Here is a 23,927-nt window from a genome sequence, read left to right on the forward strand (position 1 = left end):
GGTGCCGCCGCGTTCGCGTTCGCTGCCTCCCAAACCTCGCAGGCTCGGATTGGGTCCTTCGGCAGCTCTCTTCCGCTTTGGTCCCGCAGGGGACGTCAGCCGCCGGTGGTGATGCGGACCGTTTCGCCGTTGATGGTGACGGTGTCGCCGGGGTGGAGCTGGCGGCCGCGGCGTTCGTCGATCTCGCCGTTGACCTTGACCAGGCCATTCTTGATGAGCTCGGTGGCTTCAACGCCGTCCTCAACCAGGCTGGCAAGCTTGAGCAGCTGGCCCAGGCGGATCATGTCGTCGCGGATGGGGATGTCAATGATCTCGTGTGAACTCATGGGTTAATTGTGCCGCATGAATGGGGCGCGCGGTGACGCGAGAGCGTTTGCTGGCTCACTTCGTTGCCGGACCGCGGCGCAGGCCGACAACCAGCAGGTAAACGGCCACCGCCAGTGGTAGGAGAATGAGCGCCACAGCCGCAGGGCCCGGCAGGACAGGCAAGAGGGGATTGACAGCTGAGTCGACTCCGCCATTTGTCATACCCGTTGTCACCGTGGCCGAGGTGGTGGTACCCACTGCGGATGCCGCCACCAAGCCCATCCACAAGCTGCCCACAAGGCCGCCCGGAAACAGCACCGTACCCATGATCTTCTCCCACGTTTTCCAGCGCGTGCCCAGCCACAATCCGGCTACTCCGAACAGCCAGCCGATTCCCGCCAAGAACCCACCAAAGGGGAGGAGGATGCAGGTGGCCACCACCCACACGGTTGAGGACTGGTAACCAGGGGCCGCCGGTGGAGTGTTGTTTGGGTACTGGAAGGTGCCAGGAACAGAAGCGGCGTTGGGAAAGTGGCTGCCCGAAGAGTATGGACCCGAAGCGTAGGGGCTGGATGCCGCGGGCCCGGGACCGTCCATGCCGGCTCCTGTCAGCCCGGCAGCGATGTCGTCGGGGCTGCCCAGTCCGGCCAGGATTTCGCTGGTGGATTGTCCTCCTCGCTCCAGGGCCTCCGCAATGTGCTCGCGAACTCCGAACAGGACTTCCTCCGACTGGTCTGTGGGCAGCTGTGCCAGCCTCGCCTCCAGTGCTGCCAGATAGTCGTGGACCGCGGACTCATCGGTGTGGTGATTCATTGCTGTCCCCTTGGTGTGGATTTGAGCGTGTTGACTTGAGCGTGTCGCTGACGGATGCACTGAAGGATTCCCAGACGTCGGCAAACGAAGTCAGGGAATCCTGCCCCTCGGCCGTCAACGTATAGTAGCGGCGGGGTGCGCCCTGGCTGGATTCACGCCAGCTCGTCTCCACCTGGCCATTGCGGCGCAACCTTGCCAACAATGGGTACAGTGTCCCCTCGCTGGTGAGGAGGCCGCGCTGTTGCAGGCCGTTGGCGATGTCCAGTCCGTACATTTCACCGGCTCCGATCATGGCCAAGACGCAGTACTCCAAGACCCCCTTGCGGAGGTTCGTGCTGACGGCGTCATTAGGTACCATGCAATGCATAGTACCTTGCGATGTGGAGTAATGTCACGACATTTCTTGTCGTCCGCGATAGCGTGGCAGCAGAACTCATCTACGTCCCGAGAAGGAACCAGCCATGCCCTCCAGCGCAAGCATCATCATCAGTGGCTACACCGAAGCGGGCTACGGGGCCGGGCCTGGCATCTCACGCTTCGTCCTGGCCGAAGATGGATTGTTGGGGGAGCGGCAGGTTGAAAGCTCCGCTGTATTAAATGCGTCCTTCCTGGCCAACGGCGGAGATGTGCTGCTTGCGGTTGAAGAGCTGACCAACGGCACTGTCCTGGCGCTGGACCCGCAATCACTGGACGTCATGGGCCGGGCGTCGAGTGGGGGCGCCGATACCTGCCATGTGGCACTCGTGGACGGCAATGTTTGGGCCGCCAATTACTCCTCCGGAACGGCTTCCGTCACGCCACTTTCGAGCTTGCTCGCGGAAATGGCACCTGAGCCGCTGGAGCTCGTCTCCCACCCAGGCAGCGGGCCAGTGGCCGACCGGCAAGGGGAGTCGCACGCGCACCAGGTCACGGCCACCAAGTGGGGCACTGTGCTGGTTTCCGATCTCGGCTCCGACAGGGTGGATGAGTATTCGGCCGCCTCCCTCGTCCTGTTGGGGTCCGCGGAGCTTCCTCCGGGTACCGGTCCACGCCATGTTGCCCTTAAGGGTGACTTCCTGCTGGTGGCCGGCGAGCTCGACGGCCACCTGCATGTGCTGCGGCGGACGGCTGTGGCCCACACTCAAGGGGAACAAGCAGGCAAGAGCGCGGGCGGGTATTTCTGGCACTGGCTGTTCAAAACACCCCTGGCAGAAAACGCCGAACAGATTTCCTCGGTGGAAGAGTTCTTCCCCTCCCACATCCAGCTCTCCGGCGATGGCAGGAAGCTTTATGCGGCAGTCCGTGGACCCGACACCCTGGTGGTTCTGGATGTGAGCCGGCTGCCGGACTCAGAATTGCCGGACTTAGAGCTGGGCGGGCAAGCGCCCACACCGCCGTCCTTTCTCCTTCAGGTGCCCAGTGGTGGCAACTGGCCGCGCCACTTTGCGCTTTCTCCGGAGGGGAGCGGCAGCCACAAGCTGTATGTCGCCAACCAGCTTTCCAATAATGTTGCCGTCTTTGAGCTGGACCAACACGGTCTGCCTGGCGCCGAGCCGGTCCAAATTGTGGAGTTCGGCAGCCCCGCCTGCATCCTGCTAAGCAGCTAGTTCCCGGGCTTTCTGGTGCCGCCGAGGGACTTGTTGATGAGTTTCTTGAGCCATTTGGGGTACATGGGTCGTTGCGGGTCGGTATTCAGTGGTGGTTGGTAGGTGCCGCTGGGTGCGATCCAGCCGACGCGGCCATCGTCGGTGACCTTGGCGGTCCAGCCGCGTAGTTTGATGCCATGGCGTTCGGGTTCGTTGATGCTGCGACGTTCTCCGCGCCGGTTTTTGTCGTCTTTGAAGTGCTTTAGGGTGTGGTGGCGTTTGCAGGCCGCGCGCAGGTTTGTCAGGGTGGAGGCGCCGCCGAACTCGAAGGCGCGCAGGTGGTCGAGTTCGGTGTCCATGACAGGGTTTGGACAGTTCGGGACGTAGCAGCCTCCGGCGAGTGCTTGCAGCACGGCTTTCTCTGCCGCTCGGAGTGTGTAGCGTTCTGGTTGCAGTGGCAGGGCTTCGCCGCTGATCGGGTCGGTGAGCACGCGCAGGAACGAGGAGGAATGGGCTAGGAGTTTCCGGGCGATTTCTGCTGGGACGGGTCCGCCTTGCGGGCCGGCGAGTTCCCCTGGTTCATCGGTAATCCCCAACAGCCCCAGGTAGGGCACCGTGACGATCACCAGGGCTTCGGGCAGGGGCGGATCGGTCAGGACCTTTGAGTGGGCCAGCTCCTGAAGCTGCTGTTGGTATTCGGGTTTGCGGGTCTTCGGGAATCCCGTCAACGATCCACCCCACCAGCCCGGACCCGTCCCCGACCAGTTCCCCCGTCAGGGCCTCTGGCCGGTTCCTGTCCACCATCGTCGGCAACCTGCGAAGAGGAGTTGTCGGCGTCCTGTGCGCTGTGGGAGCTGTTGGAGCCCCGCGGTGCGATGAAACTGTCGGCTAGAACAGCGGGGTCAGCCTGGGAGGGCAGAACTGTCCCCTCCGCCAAGGGTTCCTGGCGGTGGCTGGAGGGAGCTGAGGGGGTAGGGGCACGCTGCCCGGTGGACGCGGTGGACGCGGTGGACGCGGTGGACGCGGTGTCGCTGGTCCCTAGGTCCTCAACGGTGCTGGTGCTGATGTTCTGGTCGGGATCGTCACCGGCCACGATGTCCTTGCTGCCCCGCTCGTGTGACCAGGGAGGCACGTCGAATTGCTCGACCAGTGATACCTCGAAGGCGGAGGCCTGCCCCAAGGACGACATGCCCGGCTCGCTTGAACTGCCCGGCTTAGTTGACTTGCCGGGGTCGGCCGTAGCCTGAGCCCCTTTCGCAGGCCACGGAGCAGTTCCGGAATCTCCGAACACCGGAGGCGACCCACCCTTTGCGGTGCCGGTGCCAGTATCGGTGCCAGTGCCAGTGCCGGTGTCTGAGGCGCCGGTTGAGCCCGCCGGGCACAGGGGCAGGTCCTGGCCCAGGAGCAGGATCGCGGCGATGTCGGCCCGCAGCTGATCGAGGGTCCTGTATTCCCGGCAGTCCTGGCCGGTGCCGAATGCGTCTGCTGCGTGCTGCGCGCGGTGGGCCTCGGCCTTGATGGCGCGGGCCAGGCGGGTGCAGTGCGTGTAAATCGCGGAGGCGCTGACCGTGGGCAGGTGCATGGTCAGCCAGGACATGCCGTCTTTGCCGGGGTCGCAGCTGATGGTGCGTTTGCGAAAGGCTTCCTTGGTCCGGGTTGCCATGGTTTCCGGGTGCATTTTCTCCCGCGCCCGCCGGGCCTTCCCGGCAAAGGAGGCCGCCGTCGTGTTCTCTGACAGCACCAGCAGCCGGGCCTCAAGAAGGGTCGCATCCTCAACGGTTGTCGTGGGGGTTTCCTGCAATGTACGGACTTCGTCGTTGATGATCGTGGCGTGATGCCAGGAAAGTTCCCCAGCCTCCAACGCGGCCAGGACGTCGGGGCGTTCCTTGACCAGTACCACGCTGTGATACTCCAGGGCTGCTGCCGTACGTTCGGGGATGCCGAGGGTTAGTGCGATTTCCGTCGCTGTGGAGGAAGCCGCGATCCCGTCCTGCCAGGTGTCCAGTCCCAGCAGTTCAGCCTCCACACCGGCTGCCCCGACGGCACGGGCAATCAAGCGTGCTTTGGCCCCGTCGAGCGCGTCCTCGTGGCGTTTAATCTCAGCCAAGGATGCCATCGCGGCGTCATAAGCGCACTGTGCCACGGAGAGCTGGGTCACCGGCAGCGGATCAGGTACCGGATAGACGGGACGTTCGGGCAAGCCCGCCAGCTCAACATTGTCAGACCCAAAGGGTTCAATGGAAGGAAGAGTGATCGCAGCGAGGATTGAGGTCACATCCTGTGTGGCCCCACCACCCCGGTCCCCGGGGAACTGCTCCCGAATACTCACACACCAAGGATACGCTCACCGTAATCAGACCGCAATAGTTACCCAAAGAAAGTTTCGATAACTGATGACGTGGCAGGGATCTGGCAATGCGTCAGCAGGCGGGCCGGGCAGCGCACGCCGGGACACGCCGTCGTGCTTGGGAAAAGGTGCGGGCGTTGGGCATCTCACAAGCATGCCCACGGGCGGCCGGGGAATTCCCCCAAAGCGGCACCCAAAGGTAGGCTTGAGCGCGGAACGGACCGCACCCAGCGGCCTCGTAATAAATAGGAGTAAACAGTGGCGCCTCAGTCCAAGCTTGACCAGGTCATTTCACTCGCGAAACGTCGCGGCTTTGTTTTTCAGGCCGGTGAGATTTACGGCGGCACGCGGTCGGCCTGGGATTACGGGCCCCTCGGCGTTGAGCTGAAGGAAAACATCAAGCGCGAATGGTGGCAGGCATTTGTGCGCGGCCGCGAGGACATGGTGGGACTGGATTCCTCCATCATCTTGCCCAAGGCCGTGTGGGAAGCCTCGGGCCACGTCGCCACGTTCACCGACCCGCTGGTTGAGTGCACCCAGTGCCACAAGCGCCACCGCGAAGACCACCTCCTTGAGGCCTACGAGGCGAAGAAAAACCGCCAGCCGGAAAACGGCATGGAAGACATCGTGTGCCCCGACTGCGGCACCAAGGGCCAATGGACCGAGCCACAGATGTTCTCCGGCCTGATCAAGACCTTCCTGGGCCCGGTCGACAACGAAACCGGCCTGCAGTACCTGCGTCCGGAAACCGCCCAGGGCATCTTCGTGAACTTCAACAACGTGCTGACCACCAGCCGCAAGAAGCCCCCGTTCGGCATCGGCCAGATCGGCAAGGCGTTCCGCAACGAGATCACGCCCGGAAACTTCATCTTCCGCACGCGCGAGTTCGAACAGATGGAAATTGAGTTCTTTGTGCCCGGCGAAGACGCCGACAAGTGGTTCAAGGAATGGGTCGAGCTGTGCTGGGACTGGTTCATGGATCTGGGCATCGACCCGGAGAACATGCGCCGCTTTGACGTCCCCGATGACGAGCGCGCGCATTACTCCGCCGGCACCATCGACTTCGAGTACAAGTTCGGCTTCAAGGGCTCCGAGTGGGGCGAGCTCATGGGCGTCGCCAACCGCACCGACTACGACTTGAACTCGCACACCAAGGGATCCGGCACCGACCTGAGCTACTTCAATCAGGCCACGGGCGAGCGCTTCACCCCCTACGTGATCGAGCCGTCCTTCGGCCTGACCCGCTCCATGATGGCATTCCTGGTGGATGCGTTCGTCGAGGACGAGGCACCCAACGCCAAGGGCGGCGTGGACAAGCGCACCGTCCTGAAGCTGGACCCGCGCCTGGCCCCCGTCAAGGCCGCTGTCCTGCCGCTTTCGAGGAATGAGGAGCTGTCCCCGAAGGCCAAGGAGCTTGCCAACACGCTGCGCAAGCACTGGAACATCGAGTTCGACGACGCCGGCGCCATCGGCCGCCGCTACCGCCGCCAGGATGAGATCGGCACCCCGTTCTGCATCACGGTCGACTTTGAAACCCTCGAGGACAACGCCGTGACCATCCGCGAACGCGACACCATGAGCCAGGAGCGCGTGCCCCTGGACCAGGTGCAGGCCTACCTGGCAACCCGCCTCCTGGGTGCGTAAGCATGGCTGAACTTGTCTACCGGCCGTGGCAGGACGGCGATGACCTGACTCTTCTGGAGATCTGGGGAGACGCCGATTCGGCCCCGGCCGGGCAGTTCCGCGCCGCACTGGCGCCGGAATCGGACAGCGGCCCGTGGCGGCGCACCATCGTCGCCGAGGACCAGGGCATCCCGGTCGCGGCCGGCGTCGTGTACTCCACGAAGTTGCACCCGGCGCGCCTGTGGGCGTACGTCGAGGTTGCCAAGGACCACCGGCGCGCAGGCGTTGGCGCCACCTTGCTGACTATGCTGCGCCGTGAAGCCGACGGTGCACTTGCTGCCGGTTTGGTAAGCACGACGGCGTTGCGCACCAAGGCTGCCCCCGGCACCTCGGGTGCTGCTTTCGCCGAGACGATGGGGTTGGCTGTGCTGCAGCGCAACCGTGTGGTTGAGGTGGGCCCCGGCGCGCTGAAGCTGCCCGAGTTTGGCGGCGGCACCGAGGCGGAAGCCGAAGCCCGAGTGCAGGATCTGGCCACCGGCTCGGTTGAACTGACCGGCGTGGTGGGCCGCTACTACGAGTCCGTGAACCAGTGGGATCCCACCGGTCCATTGAGCCCGGGCCTGGTCCAGCGCATGTTCCTGGACGATCTCACGGGCGCCCACGGTGCTCTGGTGCTGCGGGCCGAGCCCGCCAGCGCCTTCGGCACCGGTGTTGCACCCAGCAAGAAGGGCAAGATCCAGGCCTTTGCGCTCAGCTATTCGCAGGGCAGCATCGAGACCACGGAAGAGGTTGCCGCGGGCGCCTCCGAGGTGTTCCTCGGTGTTGAGCCGGTGCTGGAACGTGATGAGGCGGTGCAGGCCGTGTACGACCTGCTAGCCCTCATCACCCACCAGTACCCGGTCCTGCTGGAACTGGACGACTCCATGGAGGTCCTGTCCGCCGTCGTCAATCCCATGATTTCCGTGGGTGCGGCCAAGGTCCGCGGCGCCGAAACACTGGTCCTCGGGGAATAGATCCGCCGGCGGCAGACGCCGGGCCCACCGCTCGCAGAAAGATTTTTTAGGGCTCATTCTTCGCCGAAAAAATCCGCGCTCGCTTTCTGGACCCGGCGTTTGCCGCCTGCGCTAGCCGGCTCCGCCCGGAGCCCTCTGACGACCGACCCAATCGAAGGACCAACTCCAGCCCATGGGCCATTCACATTCGCACGCTGATGAATCCACACTGAGCCGTCCGGAGTTGCGCCGCCGCAAGGCGATGCGGCGGCGTGCCGTGGTGCTGCTGAGCTGGATATTGGCACCGTTGGCCGTGCTGACCATTGTCGCGATGGTGGTCATGTGGCCCGGGGCAGGCACAACAACCGAGCCGTCCGGCAACCCCTACGCCGCGGCGCCGGGGGCGAGCATCGACACCGGCAAGGTGGTGCGCACGGCCACCGAAGACTGCTCGCTCAATGCGGGCGGCACCGCGGGGACAGAGTGCTTCATTGCCTTCACTGAGGTCAAGGGCCTGGCCGAGGTGCCGGTGCTCATCAGCCCCGACATTGTGCAGACGCGCGGGGTCAATGCCGGGGAAACCATCAGGTACCTGAACCTGTCGGGCCTGGCCGCCATCACGGGTGCGGACCACAACGGGCCCACCTATATCTTCATGGATTTTGTGCGCACCCTGCCCATGGGCTTTCTGGCGGTGCTGTACGCGCTGGTCGTCGTGGTGGTGGCCAGATGGCGTGGACTGCGCGCCATGGTGGGGCTGATTGGGGCGTTTGGGGTGCTGGCGTGGTTCATCCTGCCCGCACTCGCGCAGGGCCAGCCGCCGTTGCTGGTGGCGTTGGTGGGTTCCTCGGCCATCATGTTTGGTGTGCTGTATTTTGCCCACGGATTCTCGGCCCGGACGTCCACCGCGCTGCTGGGCACCCTGTTCGGCCTGCTCGTCACCGCGGGGCTGGCGGCCTGGGCGGTGGATGCCGCGGCCCTGACGGGAACGACCGGCGACTACGGCTACCAGCTCCTGAACCTGACCCAGGGCATGTCCCTGTCCGGCATGATCCTGTGCGGCCTCGTCATTTCGGGTCTCGGCGTGCTGAACGACGTGACCATCACCCAGTCTTCGGCCGTGTGGGAACTGTACGAGCTCGCCCCGCACACGAGCAGCCGCGAACTGTTCACCGCGGCCATGCGGATCGGCCGCGACCACATCGCCTCCACCGTGTACACCATCGCCTTTGCCTACGCGGGAAGTGCCCTGCCGGTACTGCTCATGGTCTCCCTGTTCGACCAGCCGCTGCTGTCGGCACTGACCGGCAGCGAACTGGCGGAGGAAATCGTGCGGATCCTGGTTGGTTCCATCGGCCTGGTCCTGGCCATTCCCGTCACCACGCTGGTGGCCGTCGCCGTCGTCAAGGCCACGGGCCGGCCTGCCGCACCATCCCTGAAGGATTCACTGCCTGGTGAAGCGGCGGGCGACAAGTTTTTGGGCCGGGTGTAGCCGAAGGATTCGTCCCAGCACCGTTTTTCGTGCGTGGAGGAACGACGGCGGGACCTGCCGTCCCAGCGCCATGTTCAGTTGCGCCTGCCGTGCGGCCCCGCCAGCAGCAAATCCTGCGCCACGGCATCGAAGCCCTCGACCAAGATGTCCCACGCGGGTCGCTTGAACTCGGCAGCGGCCACACTCAGTTCTTGCAACATATCCGGCTGACCTGGTCGGGGCTCGATGGGCTTGGTGGCCCCGAAGTGGTAGCCCAGGCTCCGAGAAACACCGAGCGAGGGCGCATTCCAAATGGTCGCGCTGGATTCTGCAGCCTCGGCGCCGAGGAAGTCGAAGGCAAACAACAGTGCCGTGGCCCGCATTTCCCTGCCGTACCCCTTGCCCTGCTGAGACTGGGTTAGCCAGGATCCGGAGTTGACTGTCTGGTTGGCGGAAAACCCGCTGGCGCCGACCGACTGAGTGCCAATCGGAACGCCGTCGAGCAGCACGGTGAAGTTTAGGGTCCAGTGGTCAGGACGGACGCCGGCGCGCAGCTCCCACTGGTGGCGGGCCATGCCCCGGGCCAGGTCCACGGGGTCCGCGTCGGTCCACGGCACCGAAAACGGCATGCGCGCCGGATCATGGATGCCAGCCAGCGCCGCAGCCACGATGCCGGGCAGGTCCTCATCCCGCACAACCCTCATGACCAGGCGCGGAGAGGTGATGGTGAGGTCAAACAAGGGCCAAACATCGTGCATAGTCAGCATCTGAATACCCTATCCGGGCGTCGGTCGCCGTCACTGCATCGTGAAGCGGCGGGCGACAAGTTTTTGGACCGGCTGTAGCCGAACAAGTCGCCCCAGCACCGCGTTCCGTGCGTGGAGGAACGACGGCGGGGCCTTCCGTCCCAGCGCCATGTTGAGCTGCGCCTGCCGTGCGGCAGTGCGGGCTGCGCGCAGGCGGTTGCGTTCAAAGGCGGCCAGGTGCGGGCCCGTGTTGCGCCCGTGCAACGCTGCCACAATGATGGGTGCCAAGTCGGCCGCATCCAGCCAGCCCAGGTTCATGCCCTGACCGCCGATGGGGCTGATTTCATGGGCGGCGTCGCCAATCAACACCGCCCTGCCGGACACCATGCGCCGCGCCATCCGGGTGCGAACAGCAAAGGCGCTGAGCATGCTGTTCGCGCCGGCATTCACGCGTACCCCGGTGCGATCCAGGATGAGTGCCGCCAAAGCTGCGGCATCCACGTCCCGCAGCAGTGAATCGGTGTGCACCACCCAACGGCGTAGTCCGTGGGGCAGCGGGAACGATTCCACGATTCCTGCGGGCTCCAAATACAGCACGGCCGTGGGCCCGTCGTGTCCGTCATCGACGAAGTCGCCCATCAAGTACGAATCAGGGTAGTCGCGCCCGCTCGTGGGGATGCTCAGCAGACGGCGCACAGCGGAGTGTGCACCGTCGGCACCCACCACCAGCCGGGCCTGGCAATGCGTGCGCCGCTCCTGTGCATCTGGTTCCCCGCCGGTCTGGTCCCCGGCCTCGGGTTCCCCGCCGGTCTGTTCCTGGGCGCCGGGTTCCCCTGCCCCACCTTGCCCGCCGCCAAGCGAGCCGGACAGTGTGATGAAGGTGCCGCCGTCATGCATGGCATCGACGCAAAAACCGCGCACCACGGCGGTTGGGTCAAGCTCCATGACCCGCGCCGCCAGGATCGCCTCGGTGCGGGCCTGTTTGAGCGTGAGCACGAAGGGCCGGGCGCCGGAGAACGCCAGCCGGGCCACCTCCGCCCCGCCGCTGCGGGCCACCCCGGAGGTGATGTGCACGCCCTCGGCCAGCAGGGGAGCCTCCACCTGCGCAAGTGCCAGGGCCGCAAGTGCCGGCGGGTGGATGCCAATGGCGCGCGAATCCGGGCGGGGGGCTGTGCGCTGTTCCAGGATGCGCACAGCAAGGCCCTCCTGCAGCAGCAGTGCGCCAAGGTGCAGGCCCACGGGCCCGGCGCCCACAATAATGACGTCAAACATGCCCGGGACCCGGCGTGAAAAGGGCCAGAGTGCGCGCTGGCCGGGCGGATTCCACACGCCAACCCGGCGGCAGCACGGACCGCAATTCACCGGGCGTGTAGCTGCGGCGGATGGACGTCAGCCCGTCCCTCCGGATGAACGACCCCGGGAAAAACGGCAGCGTCCCCACCCAGAACAAGCCGTAGGCCAGGGGGCTGCGGGCAATGTCGCTGTGCACCACCAGCCCCCGCGCCAAGTGAGCGGAATCCGCCAGCAGGCCGGCCAGCTCCTCCGGGGTCAGATGGTGGAGCATGTGGTTGGAAATGACGACGTCGAACGTCTCGCCTTCCGCTGTCAGGGCGCTGCTGTGGGCCTGTCGAAACTCCACCCCGGCACCCGCGTGGTGGGTCCGGGCAAAGACGATGGCGCGGTGGTCGGGGTCGATCGCGGTGATATGGAGGGGCAGCCCGTCGCGCGCCGCCCACCGGGCCAAGGCTGCGGGAATGTCCCCTCCGCCGCACCCGATGTCCAGCAAGGTGGTTGTCGAGGTGGGCGACAGCAGCGGCCTGATGCTGTGTTTGTACACGCCGTGCCAGCGCGAGACCACGCGGTTGACCAGCGGGAACTGGGCGTAGGTGCGCTCCAGCATGGCGGGGTCGGCGTCCGGTTTGTCCATTTCCTCCATGGCGTGCACATCCCGATCTGCCAAGAAGGGCTGCGGCAATGCCGCCCGAAGGGCCCTCCGCACCGTCACCGGGAAGGCCCGCCAGGAGGCCCCCAAGAATGGCCGCGGGAACAACCCCATAAGGGTTCGCCGGGATGTGTTCCGGTTTCCGTCGGAGGAGTGCTCAGGCACGGGATGCCTTCGTGAACAGCCCTGATTCCACTGTCAGTCCGGGCCCAAAGGCCATGGCGCAGATGCTCTCCCGCTCCGCCTCCATGGGCGCATCGAGGATGTGCTTGAGGACAAACAACACCGTTGCGCTGCTCATGTTGCCAAAGTTGCGCAGCGTTTCCCGGGACGGGGTGAGCTGTTCATCGCTGAGCTGCAGCTTGGCCTGCACCTTGTCCAGAATGCTGCGCCCGCCGGGGTGGATGCCCCAATGTTTGATGTGGTTGTAGGGGCGCCCGTGCAGGGAGGGAGCCTGCGCCAGCAGTGGTTCCAAGGCGCCCGTGATGTGCTCGTCAATGATTTTTGGGACGTAGCTGTCCAGGACCATTTCAAAGCCGTGGTCGCCAATGTTCCAGGCCATGGAATCCTCGCCCACGGGTGTCAGTACGGTCTCAAAATGGTCCAGCTCAATGACAGCGCCGGAACCCTGCCCGGAGCCCGTCCCGGCACCAGCGCCGGAGCCCGTCCTGGAACCAGCGCCGGAGCCCGTCCCGGCACCCGGCAGCTCCCGGGCAGAGATCACCGCGGCTGCGGCACCGTCGGCAAAAAGGGAGGAACCCATGATGGTGTCGGGATTGTTCGAGGTGCGTACATGCAGCGAACACAGCTCCACCGAAACCACCAGCACCACGGCGTCCGGGTCCGCCTCGCAAAAGGCCTTCGCCGCTCGCAGGGCAGGGAAGGCCGCGTAGCAGCCCATGAAACCCAGATGGTAGCGCTGCACCGATGGATCCAGTCCCAGGGCACGGACAATCTTGTAGTCGGGCCCGGGGTTGAAAAAGCCTGTGCAGGAGACGGTGATGACGTGGGAAACATCGGCCGGGGACACGCCGTCGCACGCGGCCAGGGCCCGGGAAGCCGCCTCCACAAACAAGGCGGACGCCTCAGTCGTAAACAGTTCATTGCGTTCGCGGGTGGTGGGGTTCAGCAACAATCCGGAGACGCCGTCGTAAAATACGGGATCGGGGCCGCGAAAGTCGGCACTCATCTCGGCCACGGCCGTGTGCCTGGTGTCGATGGCGGCGGAATCAAAACAGGTGCGCACGAGGCGCTGCCCCAGACGGGTGAGGCCGGGCTGGGCGGCAAACACATCCCGGGCCTGCTCCTGAACCAGGATGGTGGGTGGAAGTGCGGTTTCCAGGGACCTCAATGTGACCGTCATGATCCATTCTTAGGCGCAGCGGGCACGGAACACAATGGGCACACAATAGGCGCGCCGGGTGATTCGTGCTTCCACGGTGCCGTGGCCTAGGATGGCTAGAGGGCCAATTACCTTGAATTTGCGGGACTGGTGCTTGATTATTACGCCCGGGATGGGCCTTAGAAAGCTGGAGGTGAGCCGCACAAATGGATGACGGACATAGTCGATCTACCTCACCGCGCGAGCCTCGCCTGCGCCATCGGATGACACGCTGACTTTCATTCCCACGACGTGCCGCAAGGCACGGAGCCACCCGGCCTTTTCATAGCGGCCTGGCCTTGGCGGGGGAATTCAGATTCCCAGCTAGTGTTCCCTGGTTGCTTTGGGGGATTGTGCGGTTGCGGTTGCACAGCACCTTTTCACACACCCATTTTCTGCTCACCACTGCGGCCAACACTGCCGCGGCTTAAAGTGTGCCGCACCGGAGGGACCCGGACCATGATCAAGTACCCCGTCCAGACTTTTGACGACAGCGCCGAGCTGCTCAGCCGCGCCCTTGGCCAACACGATTTGGCGGGTATTTCACAGGCGCTGTTGCCGTTGAACACCTCCGAGATTCTTGAACAGTTGGAACGGCTGAGCACCATTGAACGGGCGGTGGCTTACCGGACCCTGCCCAAGGACCAGGCGTTGGAGGTCTTTGAGCGCCTGGATGCGGCGCTGCAGGCCGATTTGGTCGCCGGCCTGAAGGAAGCCGACGTAGCCGAGGTTTTTGCGCAGCTGAGCCCGGATGACCGGGTGGCGCTGCTGGATGAGCTGCCGGCCTCCGTGGCGCACCGCCTGATCTCCGGACTGGATGAGAAGGAACGGGCTCTCACCAGCACCGTCCTGGGATACCCGCAGCGTTCGGTGGGCCGCTTCATGAGCCCGGAATTTGTTACCACCCATCCGATGCTTACGGTGCAGGAAACGTTTGCCCGGGTCCGCGCCCACCTCGATGATGCCGAAAGTGTTTACACGATTCCCGTGACCGACGGCGGCCGGCACCTGGTGGGGGTCGTCTCCCTTCGCGATGTGCTCCGGGCAGATGATGCGCTGCTGGTCGCCGACATCATGAAGTCACCCCTGAGCTTTCCGGCCACCGAGGATGCCGAGGAAGCCGCCCGGTACTGTGCCGACGCGAAGGTCCTGGTGCTGCCGATCGTCGACGCCGAGGACCGCCTCGTCGGGATCCTGACCGTGGATGACGCCCTGCAGATCCTGGAGGATGCCGAGACCGAGGACGCCGCACGCTCCGGCGGCACCGAGCCGCTGCGACGGCCCTACCTGGCCACGCCCGTCAGTGCCATTGTGCGGGCCAGGGTGGTGTGGTTGCTCGTCCTGGCGCTCGGGGCGACGTTGACGGTCCAGGTCATTGGCGCGTTCGAGGCGACGCTGGAACAGCAGGTGGTGCTCTCGCTGTTCATCCCGCTGCTGATCGGCACGGGAGGAAACACCGGCAACCAGGCGGCCACCACCATCACCCGGGCACTGGCTCTGGGCGATGTGCGGCCCCGGGACGTGTTCAAGGTCTTTGCCCGGGAGGTCAGGGTGGGTGCGTTCCTTGGACTGCTCCTGGGATCGCTCGGATTCGCCATCGCCTCCATCGCGTTCACGGTGCCCATTGGCTTGGTGATCGGGCTGACCCTGCTGGGCGTGTGCACCATGGCCGCCAGCATCGGCGGCCTGATGCCGCTGCTGGGCAAGGCCGTCAGGGCCGATCCGGCCGTGTTCTCCAACCCGTTCATCTCGACGTTCGTGGACGCGACCGGGCTGATCATCTACTTCCTGATCGCCACCAGCATCCTCGGCCTCTAACCCCACCCAAAACGCTCCTTCACATCACGGGGTGTTTTTGCCAACGCTCCTGCACTCAATGGATCAGAGTGAGCGAGCGTTGGCGAAAACAGCCCCGGATGTGAAGGAGCGTTTGTCTTGGGGGGATGGGTCAGCAGCTGGAGTCTAAGCGGCGAGCTTGCCTGAGAAGGTGTACAGGATGGCGGCCGAGACATCCGCGGAGGGTGTTTCAGGACTGAACAGCAGCCATTCCAGCCCGCCCATCAGGGTTGCCCCAAAGATGCCGCCGGCCATCAGCAGCCGGGTGCCTTCGCCCGTGCCTGCAGGCACCAGGGGCTCCAGCGCGGCGGAAAACTCGCCCACAGCCTCCCGGCGCAGCACCGACACGGCGTTCTGCCACACCCTGTCGGTGCGGAAAATCTCCGCCGCCATCAACTTCGCGAGCGCCCTGTTCTCCGCAATCAGCGACAGCATGTTCGTGACCATCGCCTCCACCGCGGCAAAGCCAACCGCCGATTCCCGGGCCGTCCGCAACGTCTCCGCCAACGACGCCACACCGGTTGTCAGCAGCTCCTCGAACAACTTGTCCTTGGAGGAAAAGTTGTAATATACGCTGCCCTTGGCCACCCCGGCCCGCTCCGCCACCTCCTCCATGGTGGTCCCGGAAATCCCGTGCAGCGCACCGAGCTCCAGCGCGGCCGCGAGGATGGCTTGTTTGGTGGGTGAGATGCGAGGCACTTAGATTCCTTAGGGTCAGGCGGACAGGGTTTCAGGGGGCAGGGCTTCAAGGCGAAAGGACATGGTCGACGGCGGCCGGCCCGCCTTGCGCTGCTGGCCGCGTGTGCCGGTGGCTATATCTCCAGTTCGCCGGCTACATCTCCAGTTCAGGGTGCAGGCGCTTGATGGAGAAAACCCTTTGGCGTCCAGCGCTGAAGGCGCTGATGGCCACCGACGCAACTGTGAGCAGTGCAAGGAATACCACCGAAACCCACAACCGGGAGTCTATTCCACCAGTCATCAACTGCCTAAGCCCGTTCACCACATAGGTGGCAGGCATGAAGGGGTGCAGTGCTTGGAAGAAGCCCGGAGTGGTTTCCACAGGGTACGTTCCACCGGAGGAGCTCAGCTGCAGCATGAGCAGCACCAGCGAGACCACTCGGCCGGCCGCCGTGCCCAACACGATGATGAACATCTGCTGCAGGGCCAGGAAGGCAACGGTTGTCAGGTAGATGAAGCCGGCCATGGCCACGGGGTGGACGGGGGACAGGTCCAGCCCCCACAGCAGCACGCCCACCATGATGAGCACCTGGCCCAGGCCGATGGCCAGGGCCGGCAGCAGGCCGGTCATGACGGTGCGGATGCCGCTGGCACCGGCCGCCAGGGCGCGGGTGGGCAGGGCCCGCAGCAGTAGCCAGGAGATCAGCGCACCCACAAAGGTGGCCAGGGCAATGAAGAACGGGGCAAAGCCCTCACCAAAGCTCTTGGACTCATTGGCCCACTGCTGGTTGAGCGCAACAGGCTCAGCCAGCACAGCCGACTTTTGGGCCTGCAGGGTGGTGGAGTCGTTGGGAACGCTCTGGCCGCCGTCGGACAGCTTGTCGGTCAGCTCATGGCTGCCGGTAGAGAGCTTGTCCGCGCCTTCGGCCAGTGTTGTGCCGCCCGTGAGCAGTTTGCCTGTGCCGTCGGCCAGTTCCGACGTGCCGTTGTGTAGGGTGCCGGCGCCGGTGGCAAGAGCCTCCGCACCGGTTTTGGCTGTGCCGGCGCCTGTTGCCAGTTCAGTGGCGCCGTTGGAGAGCGCCCCCGCTCCGGTGGCAAGCTCCGTCGCACCGCCGGAAGCGCTCTTGGCTCCTGCGGCCAAGGTGGTGGCACCCGTGTTCAGCGTGTCGGCACCCTCGGACAGCTTGCCGGCTCCGGCAGCCGCCTGTGCCACACCACCGGACAACGAGCTGACACCCGTGGAGACCTCGTTGGCGCCGGCGGCAAGCTGGGCTGCACCTCCGGCCAGGGGGGTGGTTCCCTCCTGTGACAGCTGCTGGGCACCTGCCGCCAGTTGTCCGGCACCTTGCGCCAGCGGCGTCACGGCCTGCTCCTGCAAGGCTTTCAGGTTTTCAAGCAGGGCACTGGCCGGGGTTCCTGCCGGCAGGGCTTGCGCACCGGCGATCAAGGCAGCCAGCTGTTCCTGGGTTTGGGTTGCACCGGTGGCCAGCCCGTCGGCGCTGGCGGCCAGGGAAGAGGTGGAATCTGCTATCTGGGTTGCGCTCGCCGACAGGGTGCCTGCGCCGGTGGACAGTGTTGTTGCGCCGGCCTCCAGCTGCTGGGCACCGGGCACGGCGTTGTTTAGTTGTGTGGCCAGTTCGGAGCTGCCGGCGGCCAGTGTGCCGCTGCCTTCGGCCAGGGCGGCTGCGCCGGTGTCCAGTTGCGACACGCCCGTTGCCAGTGCGTCGGCGCCGGTGGACAGTGCGGAGGCGCCGCTGTTGAGGCTGTCCGCCCCGGCCGCCAGCGTGCCGACGCCTGTTGACAGGCTGGTGGCACCCTCGGAAAGCTGCCACGCACCATCCTTGAGCGTGAGTGAACCGGAGGCCAGGTCGTTCATGCCGACCACCAGTTCCCCGGCGCCTTCCTTGGCTGCGTCGATGCCCTCGGTGACCTGCGCGGAACCGTCCGCTGCGGCGCGGAGTCCTTCTCCGGCGTCGTGCAGGCCAAGCAGCAGTGTCGAGGAGGTCTGCTCACCGAGCTGCGTGGCGACGGCGTCGCGGACCTGGGCCATGGCCTGCTTGCCCAGGACGCTGGAGAGGAAGTTGTTGGAGTCGTTGAACTCCACATCCAGCTTGGTCTGCGCGGGGGCGTCGGTGCCCACGGACACGGCGTTCGCCGAGAAGTCGGAGGGGATGGTCATGGCGAAGTAGTACTCGCCGTCGGCCACACCCTGCGCGGCGGTTGCGGAATCGGTTTTCACCCATTTCAGGTCCATGCCGTCCAGCAGTTCCTTGCTCAGGTCATCGCCGGCGTGTACGGCCTCACCGTCCCGCTGCGCGCCCGCATCCTGGTTGACGAGGGCCACGGGTAGGTCACTCATGTGCTTGTCCGGCGCCTGGAACGCCCACAGGTACAGGGCCCCGTAGATGAGCGGGATGAACAGCATCACGGCGACCGCGATCTTGGGCAGCGTGCCGCGTTTGAAGCGGCTCAGCTCGGTTCCGGAGGATAAAAAGGCAAACATTTTAGAGGCTCTCCATGATCAGTTCGTGGCGGGGTTCGGCCGGTTCAGCAACTTCTTCGTCAGTTTCTTCTGCTGCAACGGGTTCTTCGGCGGTGTCTTCTTCAGCAGCGTCTTCATCTGCAACCGGGCCGGCGGCGTCTTCGGCGGTACTGAGGTCGATGATGTGCGGGGCCATGTCCAGCTCCGCCCACAGCTGCTCATCGAGGGAGGATGCGGAAACCACGACGGCGGTGCGCCCGCCACTGATGTGGGCCAGACGTCCCCACACCACGGCGCGCGACTCGGTGCTGCGCAGTTGTTCAATGTCGTCCACGAACAACAGCCGCGGCTTGTTCAGCAGGGCCACGGTGATACGCAGCAGGAACTTCTGGGTCTCGGACAGGTCCCAGATGACGGTCGTGGCAGGGGGGATGGGTTCCTCGCCAAAGACGTTGGCGCAGAGCCGGGCGACCTCGGCATCGTTGGGTGTGCGCACTATGGCCCACCAGGGCGAAATCCAGGCGAGGCGTTCGCGCAGGGTGGCGGCCACGGTGACCGATTCCTCCAGTTCGTCGATGCCGGTAAATCCGGCAATGGCGCTGAGCTTTTGCACGGTACGGAGGCTGCGGGGAAGTTTGTGTCCGCCCACGGTGAGGGATCCGGCGTCGTGCTTCATCCGTCCGGCCAGGGTGAGCAGGAGTGAGGTGCGCCCGCTGCCGGGGTCCCCGCGCAGGACGGAGAGGGGATGCTCGATGTGGAAGGTCAGGGGGCCGTAGACGGGACCGCGGCCTGCTGACAGTGCGAGGTTGGTGGCATGGATCTGCGTGGCCTGAATCTGCACAGTGGTTCCTTTGTAAGGGGGAGGGCTGGGCCGCTCCCAATTCTTTGTACTGACCAGTCAGTTTAGCAAGAATTTGGCCTGACAGGGAACGCTTTTTTGGGGGAGATTTCGTGATGTTGTTCACTGGGGGCTGCCCGTTCCTGGCGTGACGGTGGTGGCGGGCGAACCCGGTTGCACAAAATGAGCCCGGATTTGAGAGAATTGGACGGTGACTGTTACCGATATCCCCGCCAGCGACACCAAACTGGACCTCCCGCCCCTGAAACTTGGCAACATCACCGTGGAAACCCCGGTGGTGCTGGCCCCCATGGCGGGCATTACCAACACGGCGTTCCGCAGGCTGTGTCGCGAACATGGCGGCGGCGTGTTCGTCTCCGAGATGGTGACCTCGCGCGCCCTGGTGGAACGCACGCCGGAGTCCATGCGGCTGATCAGTCACGATCCGGACGAGCAGATCCGCTCCGTCCAGCTGTACGGCGTTGACCCGGAAACTGTGGGCAAGGCCGTGCGCCTGCTGGTCGAGGAGGACCACGCAGACCATATCGACCTGAACTTTGGCTGCCCAGTGGCCAAGGTGACCCGGCGCGGCGGCGGCGCGGCCCTGCCGTGGAAACTTGACCTGTTCACCGACATCGTCCAGACGGCGGTGCGCGAGGCCTCCAAGGGCGGGCTGCCACTGACCATCAAGATGCGCAAGGGCATCGACGAGGACCACCTCACCTACCTTGAAGCCGGCCGTATTGCGCGCGACGCCGGAGTGGCTGCGGTGGCGCTGCACGGGCGCACCGCCAACCAGTTCTACTCGGGCCAGGCCGACTGGGACGCCATCGCCCGCCTGCGCGAGGCCCTGCCGGATGTGCCCGTCCTGGGCAACGGCGACATCTGGAGCGCCGAGGACGCCATCGCCATGGTGCGCAAGACAGGTGTTGACGGTGTGGTCGTGGGCCGCGGCTGCCAGGGCCGGCCATGGCTGTTCGGTGACCTCATGGCCGCGTTCGAGGGCAGCGACACGCGCCTGAAGCCCGGCATGGCCGAGGTCGCCGCCGCCGTGTACCGCCACGCGGAGCTGCTGGTGGACACCTTCGACGACGAAAACAAGGCGCTGCGCGACATTCGCAAACACATGGCCTGGTACTTCAAGGGTTACGTGGTGGGCGGGGAACTGCGCGCCGCATTGGCCTCGGTGCCCACCCTCGAGGTGCTGCGCGGGCTGCTGGACCAGCTTGACATGTCGGGGGAGTACCCCGGCGCCGACGCCGAGGGCCCCCGTGGCCGCGCCGGCACGCCCAAGCGCACGGCCCTTCCCGCCGGCTGGCTGGACAACCGCACTGTCAACAACACCCAGGAAGCAGAGCTGGCCGGGGCGGAAATCGACGCCTCGGGCGGGTAATCCCCGGCTCCTCCCCGGGCTCGGAAAGCGGGATCGGGATCATTTTCCGTTTGCCGGGACCCTGCGCCGTTGCGGGCAGGGTCGGCCCGTCCTCGCAGCCGGGCGGCCAGCCTGTGGAGAACGTCCCCGGCCAGCCCCGCGTTGGCCCTAAACTTAGGGACATGTCCTCAGATTTAGAGCCAGTGTACGTCCCCCACGATGAGCAGCGGTGGGTGCAGGAAGCAGCAAAGACCAGTTTCCGCACCGTTTTTGAACGTGACAGGGCCCGGGTGTTGCATTCCTCGGCGCTGCGCCGGCTTGGGGCCAAGACCCAGGTGGTGGCCCCCGACACCGACGACTTCGTCCGGACCCGCCTGACCCACAGCCTTGAAGTGGCGCAGATTGGCCGCGAACTGGGCCGGGTGCTGGGCTGCGACCCCGACGTGGTGGACACCGCCTGCCTGGCCCACGACCTTGGCCACCCACCCTTCGGCCACAACGGCGAATCGGTCCTGAACGGCCTCTCCCACACCATCGGCGGCTTCGAGGGCAACGCCCAGACCCTGCGCCTGCTCACCCGGCTGGAATCCAAGGTGTTGACGGCCGACGGCGGATCGGCCGGCCTGAACCTGAGCCGCGCCTCCCTCGACGCCTCCTCAAAATATCCATGGCTTGCTGCGGATGCGCCGCTGATCGACGGCTCGCGCACCAGCAAGTTCGGCGCCTACACCGACGACCTGCCGGTCTTTGCCTGGCTGCGCGAAGGCGCCCCGGAAGGCAAGACATGCATCGAGGCGCAGGTCATGGACCTCTCCGATGACATCTCGTACTCCGTGCATGACGTGGAGGATGCCATCGTCGCCGGGCACGTGCAGCTGAAGTGGCTGGCGAACCAGGACCAGCGCAACCGTGTCCTCGGCTACACGCAGCAGTGGTACCTGCCGTCGGTGGGGACCGCCGAAATTGACGCGGCACTGCTGCGGCTCGAGGCCACCCCCGTGTGGGTCCGCCACGCCGACGGCAGCCGCCGCTCCATGGCGGCCCTGAAGGACATGACCAGCCAGCTCATCGGCCGGTTCTGCCAAAGCGCCGTCACCGCCACCCAGGCCATCTATGGGACCGGCCGGCTGACGCGTTACGCGGCGGACGTCGTCGTGCCTCACGAGACCATGCTGGAAATCGCCGTCATGAAGGGCCTGGCCACCACCTTTGTCATGACCACCGACCACCGCCAACCCATCTACCAGCGCCAGCAGGACATCCTGGGCGAGCTGGTCGCCGCGCTCAATGCCACCGGCGACGCGCACCTGGAGACCATGTTCGCCGAGGATTGGCGTGACGCGGACGACGACGATGCCCGGCTTCGGGTGGTCATCGACCAGATTGCCTCACTCACCGATGTGTCGGCGCTTGCGCTGCACGAGCGGCTCGTAGGCACCGAACGCACGCTGTTGTAGCCCTGTGCACAACCGGCGTCACTCGCCGGCAATCTCACGTAAACTGGCGGGGTGGCTGGCCTGATAAAACGTGAAGATATTGATGAGGTGCGTACCCGCACCGACCTCAAGGAAATTGTTGATGCCTACGTCACCTTGAAATCGGCGGGAATTGGTTCATTCAAGGGGTTGTGCCCCTTTCATGATGAACGCAGTCCGTCATTTCATGTGCGGCCGCAGATGGGGTATTTTCATTGTTTCGGTTGCCAGGAAAGCGGCGACGTCATTTCCTTTATCCAGAAAATGGATCATATTTCCTTTTCCGAGGCCGTGGAAAAACTGGCCGGGCGCATTGGCTATGAATTGCGCTACGAGGATGGTGGCACAGGGCCGCGCCGTGAGGACATCGGCCGCCGGCAGCGCCTGCTGGATGCGCACAAGATCGCGGGGGAGTTCTTTCGTGAACAGCTGCTCACTCCCGCCGCAGCAACAGGGCGCCAGTTCCTGAACGAGCGAGGCTTTGACCGTGATGCGGCCGAACACTTCGGCGTGGGCTTTGCCCCGCAAGGCTGGGATGCGCTGCTCAAACACCTCACCAGTAAAGGTTTTACGCACGATGAATTGAAATTGACGGGCATGTTTTCCGAAGGCAACCGGGGCATTTATGACCGCTTCCGCGGCCGGCTCATGTGGCCCATTCGCGACATTGCCGGGGACACCGTGGGCTTTGGTGCACGAAAGCTTTTTGAGGACGACCAAGGTCCCAAATATCTCAATACCCCCGAAACCACGCTGTATAAGAAATCCCAGGTGTTGTACGGGATCGACCTGGCCAAGAAGAGCATTGCCTCAAAGCGCCAGCTGGTGGTGGTTGAGGGTTACACCGATGTGATGGCCTGCCACCTTGCCGGTGTCGACACCGCCGTGGCCACCTGTGGCACGGCGTTCGGCGCCGACCATATTAAGGTGGCCCGGCGCCTGCTCTCCGACGATGGCAGCGGTGGCGAAGTGGTGTTCACCTTCGATGGTGACGCCGCCGGGCAAAAGGCTGCGCTGAAGGCCTTCGATGAGGACCAGCGATTTGTGGCGCAGACGTTTGTGGCCGTCGAGCCCTCCGGCGCGGACCCCTGTGAGCTGCGCCAAAACAAGGGCGACGAGGCGGTGCATGCGTTGATTCGTTCCCGCCGGCCGCTGTTTGAGTTTGCCATCCGCACCACGTTGGCAAAATTTGACCTGAGTACCGTCGAGGGGCGCGTGAGCGGTTTGCGGGCCTCCGCCCCGGTGGTGGCATCCATTCGCGACGGCTCCACCCGTATGGGATACAGCCAGGAACTGGCCGGCTGGCTGGGGTTGGCCGACCCCAACGAGGTGCTGCGCGCGGTGAAGAACGCCGAGCGCCGTTCACACACCCAGCCGGAGACCAGGGGGGCGGGCCACGGGCAGGCGCGTGCCGCCGTCGTGCATGGGCAGGCGCAAGGGCAAGCGCACGGACAAGCGCAAGGGCAAGCGCACGGGCAGGCGACGGGTCAGGCACATGGCCAGGAGGGCGCAACGGCACCTGCGGCCGAGCCTGCCCCTGCCGTCATTGCGCGCCCGGATCCGCGCGATCCGCAGGGCCGCATGGAGCGGGAGGCCCTCGAAGTGGTGCTGCAGCAGCCAGGTCTGCTGTCGGCCGGAAATTGGCAGCATTTTGCCGCCACGGAGTTCGTGGTTCCCGCTTACAGGGCCATTCAGGAGGGCATCGGGCACGCCGGTGAGTCGGTGGCGGCCACCTCGCAATGGTTGGAGGCCGTGCGGGCGAATGTGCCGCCCGAACTGGAATCCCTGGTGGCGGAATTGGCGCTCAGCCCCCTGCCGGCAACGGGCGAGGAGACCCTCGCCAGATACTGCCGGGACATTTTGCGCAGGCTGTTCGAGCTGCAAATCACGCGGTTGAAGGAAGAGCGGCTGGGCGCCTTGCAACGCATGGATCCTGCCGTGGACCCTGAGGGCTACCGGCTGCTCCAACGCGAGCTGATGGAACTGGAAATGGCCCGCCGGCAGCTGCGCGGAGACAACTAGCAAGGGTGCGCCGCCCCGATTTCACAACTGGGCAACCC

General features: G+C 65.1%; 20 protein-coding genes. 8 read left to right on the forward strand and 12 right to left on the reverse strand.

The window, feature by feature from the left end; translation table 11 throughout:
* Positions 1–95: 95 nt before the first annotated feature.
* The 3 genes from art_RS19735 to art_RS19745 are packed head-to-tail and all read right to left on the reverse strand — an operon-like array spanning position 96 to position 1,477.
* Positions 96–326, reverse strand: a complete 231-nt coding sequence (locus tag art_RS19735) for an RNA-binding S4 domain-containing protein (protein WP_038467664.1) — start codon at positions 324–326, stop codon at positions 96–98.
* Between the two features lie 55 nt (positions 327–381).
* Complete coding sequence (locus art_RS19740) at positions 382–1,119, reverse strand: hypothetical protein (protein ID WP_038467667.1); 738 nt, start codon at positions 1,117–1,119, stop codon at positions 382–384.
* The gene (locus tag art_RS19745) at positions 1,100–1,477 is read right to left on the reverse strand and encodes a PadR family transcriptional regulator (RefSeq protein ID WP_038467670.1); all 378 of its coding nucleotides are present in this window, start codon (positions 1,475–1,477) and stop codon (positions 1,100–1,102) included. The genes art_RS19740 and art_RS19745 overlap by 20 nt, the downstream gene beginning before the upstream one ends.
* A 103-nt stretch (positions 1,478–1,580) precedes the next feature.
* Between art_RS19745 and art_RS19750 the strand changes: the two genes are divergently transcribed.
* Positions 1,581–2,705, forward strand: coding sequence for a beta-propeller fold lactonase family protein (locus art_RS19750; RefSeq protein WP_038467673.1), 1,125 nt, complete (start codon positions 1,581–1,583; stop codon positions 2,703–2,705).
* Here art_RS19750 and art_RS21360 read toward each other — a convergent pair.
* Together art_RS21360 and art_RS19760 are read right to left on the reverse strand one after the other, a co-directional pair.
* Positions 2,702–3,412 carry an HNH endonuclease signature motif containing protein gene (locus tag art_RS21360; protein WP_052136821.1) on the reverse strand — a complete coding sequence of 237 codons (711 nt, stop codon included), beginning with the start codon at positions 3,410–3,412 and terminating at the stop codon, positions 2,702–2,704. The genes art_RS19750 and art_RS21360 overlap by 4 nt on opposite strands.
* Positions 3,409–5,013 (reverse strand): DUF222 domain-containing protein, encoded by a 1,605-nt coding sequence (locus art_RS19760; RefSeq protein WP_157875382.1) that lies wholly within the window; start codon positions 5,011–5,013, stop codon positions 3,409–3,411. Before art_RS19760 ends, art_RS21360 begins: the two co-directional genes overlap by 4 nt.
* Before the next feature lie 276 nt (positions 5,014–5,289).
* Here art_RS19760 and art_RS19765 point away from each other — a divergent pair, with 276 nt between their 5' ends.
* The 3 genes from art_RS19765 to art_RS19775 all read left to right on the forward strand — a co-directional run bounded on the left by art_RS19765 (position 5,290) and on the right by art_RS19775 (position 9,138).
* The gene (locus art_RS19765) at positions 5,290–6,675 is read left to right on the forward strand and encodes a glycine--tRNA ligase (protein WP_038467678.1); all 1,386 of its coding nucleotides are present in this window, start codon (positions 5,290–5,292) and stop codon (positions 6,673–6,675) included.
* A gap of 2 nt (positions 6,676–6,677) precedes the next feature.
* The gene (locus art_RS19770; RefSeq protein ID WP_038467681.1) at positions 6,678–7,667 is read left to right on the forward strand and encodes a GNAT family N-acetyltransferase; all 990 of its coding nucleotides are present in this window, start codon (positions 6,678–6,680) and stop codon (positions 7,665–7,667) included.
* A gap of 172 nt (positions 7,668–7,839) precedes the next feature.
* Positions 7,840–9,138, forward strand: coding sequence for a YibE/F family protein (locus art_RS19775; protein WP_052136822.1), 1,299 nt, complete (start codon positions 7,840–7,842; stop codon positions 9,136–9,138).
* A gap of 74 nt (positions 9,139–9,212) precedes the next feature.
* On the opposite strand, the gene art_RS19780 is transcribed toward art_RS19775, so the two are convergent.
* From art_RS19780 to art_RS19795, 4 genes are all read right to left on the reverse strand, one after another.
* Positions 9,213–9,884: a GNAT family N-acetyltransferase gene (locus tag art_RS19780; RefSeq protein ID WP_038467683.1), complete on the reverse strand. Its 672-nt coding sequence runs from the start codon at positions 9,882–9,884 to the stop codon at positions 9,213–9,215.
* A 30-nt stretch (positions 9,885–9,914) separates the two neighbouring features.
* Positions 9,915–11,135 carry an NAD(P)/FAD-dependent oxidoreductase gene (locus art_RS19785; protein ID WP_038467686.1) on the reverse strand — a complete coding sequence of 407 codons (1,221 nt, stop codon included), beginning with the start codon at positions 11,133–11,135 and terminating at the stop codon, positions 9,915–9,917.
* The gene (locus tag art_RS19790) at positions 11,128–11,868 is read right to left on the reverse strand and encodes a class I SAM-dependent methyltransferase (protein ID WP_325169870.1); all 741 of its coding nucleotides are present in this window, start codon (positions 11,866–11,868) and stop codon (positions 11,128–11,130) included. Before art_RS19790 ends, art_RS19785 begins: the two co-directional genes overlap by 8 nt.
* A gap of 94 nt (positions 11,869–11,962) precedes the next feature.
* A complete protein-coding gene (locus art_RS19795) occupies positions 11,963–13,168 on the reverse strand; it encodes a type III polyketide synthase (protein ID WP_038467689.1) in 1,206 nt (401 codons plus the stop codon).
* Between the two features lie 477 nt (positions 13,169–13,645).
* Between art_RS19795 and mgtE the strand changes: the two genes are divergently transcribed.
* Positions 13,646–15,004 carry a magnesium transporter gene (mgtE, locus tag art_RS19800; RefSeq protein ID WP_038467692.1) on the forward strand — a complete coding sequence of 453 codons (1,359 nt, stop codon included), beginning with the start codon at positions 13,646–13,648 and terminating at the stop codon, positions 15,002–15,004.
* A gap of 144 nt (positions 15,005–15,148) precedes the next feature.
* On the opposite strand, the gene art_RS19805 is transcribed toward mgtE, so the two are convergent.
* From art_RS19805 to art_RS19815, 3 genes are all read right to left on the reverse strand, one after another.
* On the reverse strand, positions 15,149–15,721 hold the full coding sequence (locus art_RS19805; protein WP_038467695.1) for a TetR/AcrR family transcriptional regulator: 573 nt from the start codon (positions 15,719–15,721) through the stop codon (positions 15,149–15,151).
* A gap of 133 nt (positions 15,722–15,854) precedes the next feature.
* The gene (locus art_RS19810; protein ID WP_038467699.1) at positions 15,855–18,203 is read right to left on the reverse strand and encodes a YhgE/Pip domain-containing protein; all 2,349 of its coding nucleotides are present in this window, start codon (positions 18,201–18,203) and stop codon (positions 15,855–15,857) included.
* A gap of 1 nt (position 18,204) precedes the next feature.
* Positions 18,205–19,023: an ATP-binding cassette domain-containing protein gene (locus art_RS19815; protein ID WP_052136823.1), complete on the reverse strand. Its 819-nt coding sequence runs from the start codon at positions 19,021–19,023 to the stop codon at positions 18,205–18,207.
* Positions 19,024–19,231: 208 nt separating this feature from the next.
* Between art_RS19815 and dusB the strand changes: the two genes are divergently transcribed.
* The 3 genes from dusB to dnaG all read left to right on the forward strand — a co-directional run bounded on the left by dusB (position 19,232) and on the right by dnaG (position 23,889).
* On the forward strand, positions 19,232–20,413 hold the full coding sequence (gene dusB / locus art_RS19820) for a tRNA dihydrouridine synthase DusB (protein WP_038467702.1): 1,182 nt from the start codon (positions 19,232–19,234) through the stop codon (positions 20,411–20,413).
* Between the two features lie 161 nt (positions 20,414–20,574).
* Positions 20,575–21,849 (forward strand): deoxyguanosinetriphosphate triphosphohydrolase, encoded by a 1,275-nt coding sequence (locus art_RS19825; RefSeq protein WP_038467704.1) that lies wholly within the window; start codon positions 20,575–20,577, stop codon positions 21,847–21,849.
* Positions 21,850–21,900: 51 nt separating this feature from the next.
* A complete protein-coding gene (gene dnaG / locus art_RS19830) occupies positions 21,901–23,889 on the forward strand; it encodes a DNA primase (protein ID WP_038467707.1) in 1,989 nt (662 codons plus the stop codon).
* Positions 23,890–23,927: the final 38 nt, after the last annotated feature.

Source organism: Arthrobacter sp. PAMC 25486 (genome assembly GCF_000785535.1).
In the GTDB taxonomy this organism is placed as follows: domain Bacteria; phylum Actinomycetota; class Actinomycetes; order Actinomycetales; family Micrococcaceae; genus Specibacter.

Coding starts and splice junctions, on each gene's coding strand:
- art_RS19775 (WP_052136822.1), top strand. CDS start 7,840: ATGGGCCATTCACATTCGCACGCTGATGAATCCACACTGAGCCGTCCG.
- art_RS19825 (WP_038467704.1), top strand. CDS start 20,575: ATGTCCTCAGATTTAGAGCCAGTGTACGTCCCCCACGATGAGCAGCGG.
- art_RS19740 (WP_038467667.1), bottom strand. CDS start 1,119: ATGAATCACCACACCGATGAGTCCGCGGTCCACGACTATCTGGCAGCA.
- art_RS19735 (WP_038467664.1), bottom strand. CDS start 326: ATGAGTTCACACGAGATCATTGACATCCCCATCCGCGACGACATGATC.
- mgtE (WP_038467692.1), top strand. CDS start 13,646: ATGATCAAGTACCCCGTCCAGACTTTTGACGACAGCGCCGAGCTGCTC.
- art_RS19770 (WP_038467681.1), top strand. CDS start 6,678: ATGGCTGAACTTGTCTACCGGCCGTGGCAGGACGGCGATGACCTGACT.
- art_RS19810 (WP_038467699.1), bottom strand. CDS start 18,203: ATGTTTGCCTTTTTATCCTCCGGAACCGAGCTGAGCCGCTTCAAACGC.
- art_RS19780 (WP_038467683.1), bottom strand. CDS start 9,884: ATGCTGACTATGCACGATGTTTGGCCCTTGTTTGACCTCACCATCACC.
- art_RS19785 (WP_038467686.1), bottom strand. CDS start 11,135: ATGTTTGACGTCATTATTGTGGGCGCCGGGCCCGTGGGCCTGCACCTT.
- art_RS19795 (WP_038467689.1), bottom strand. CDS start 13,168: ATGACGGTCACATTGAGGTCCCTGGAAACCGCACTTCCACCCACCATC.
- art_RS19745 (WP_038467670.1), bottom strand. CDS start 1,477: ATGGTACCTAATGACGCCGTCAGCACGAACCTCCGCAAGGGGGTCTTG.
- art_RS19750 (WP_038467673.1), top strand. CDS start 1,581: ATGCCCTCCAGCGCAAGCATCATCATCAGTGGCTACACCGAAGCGGGC.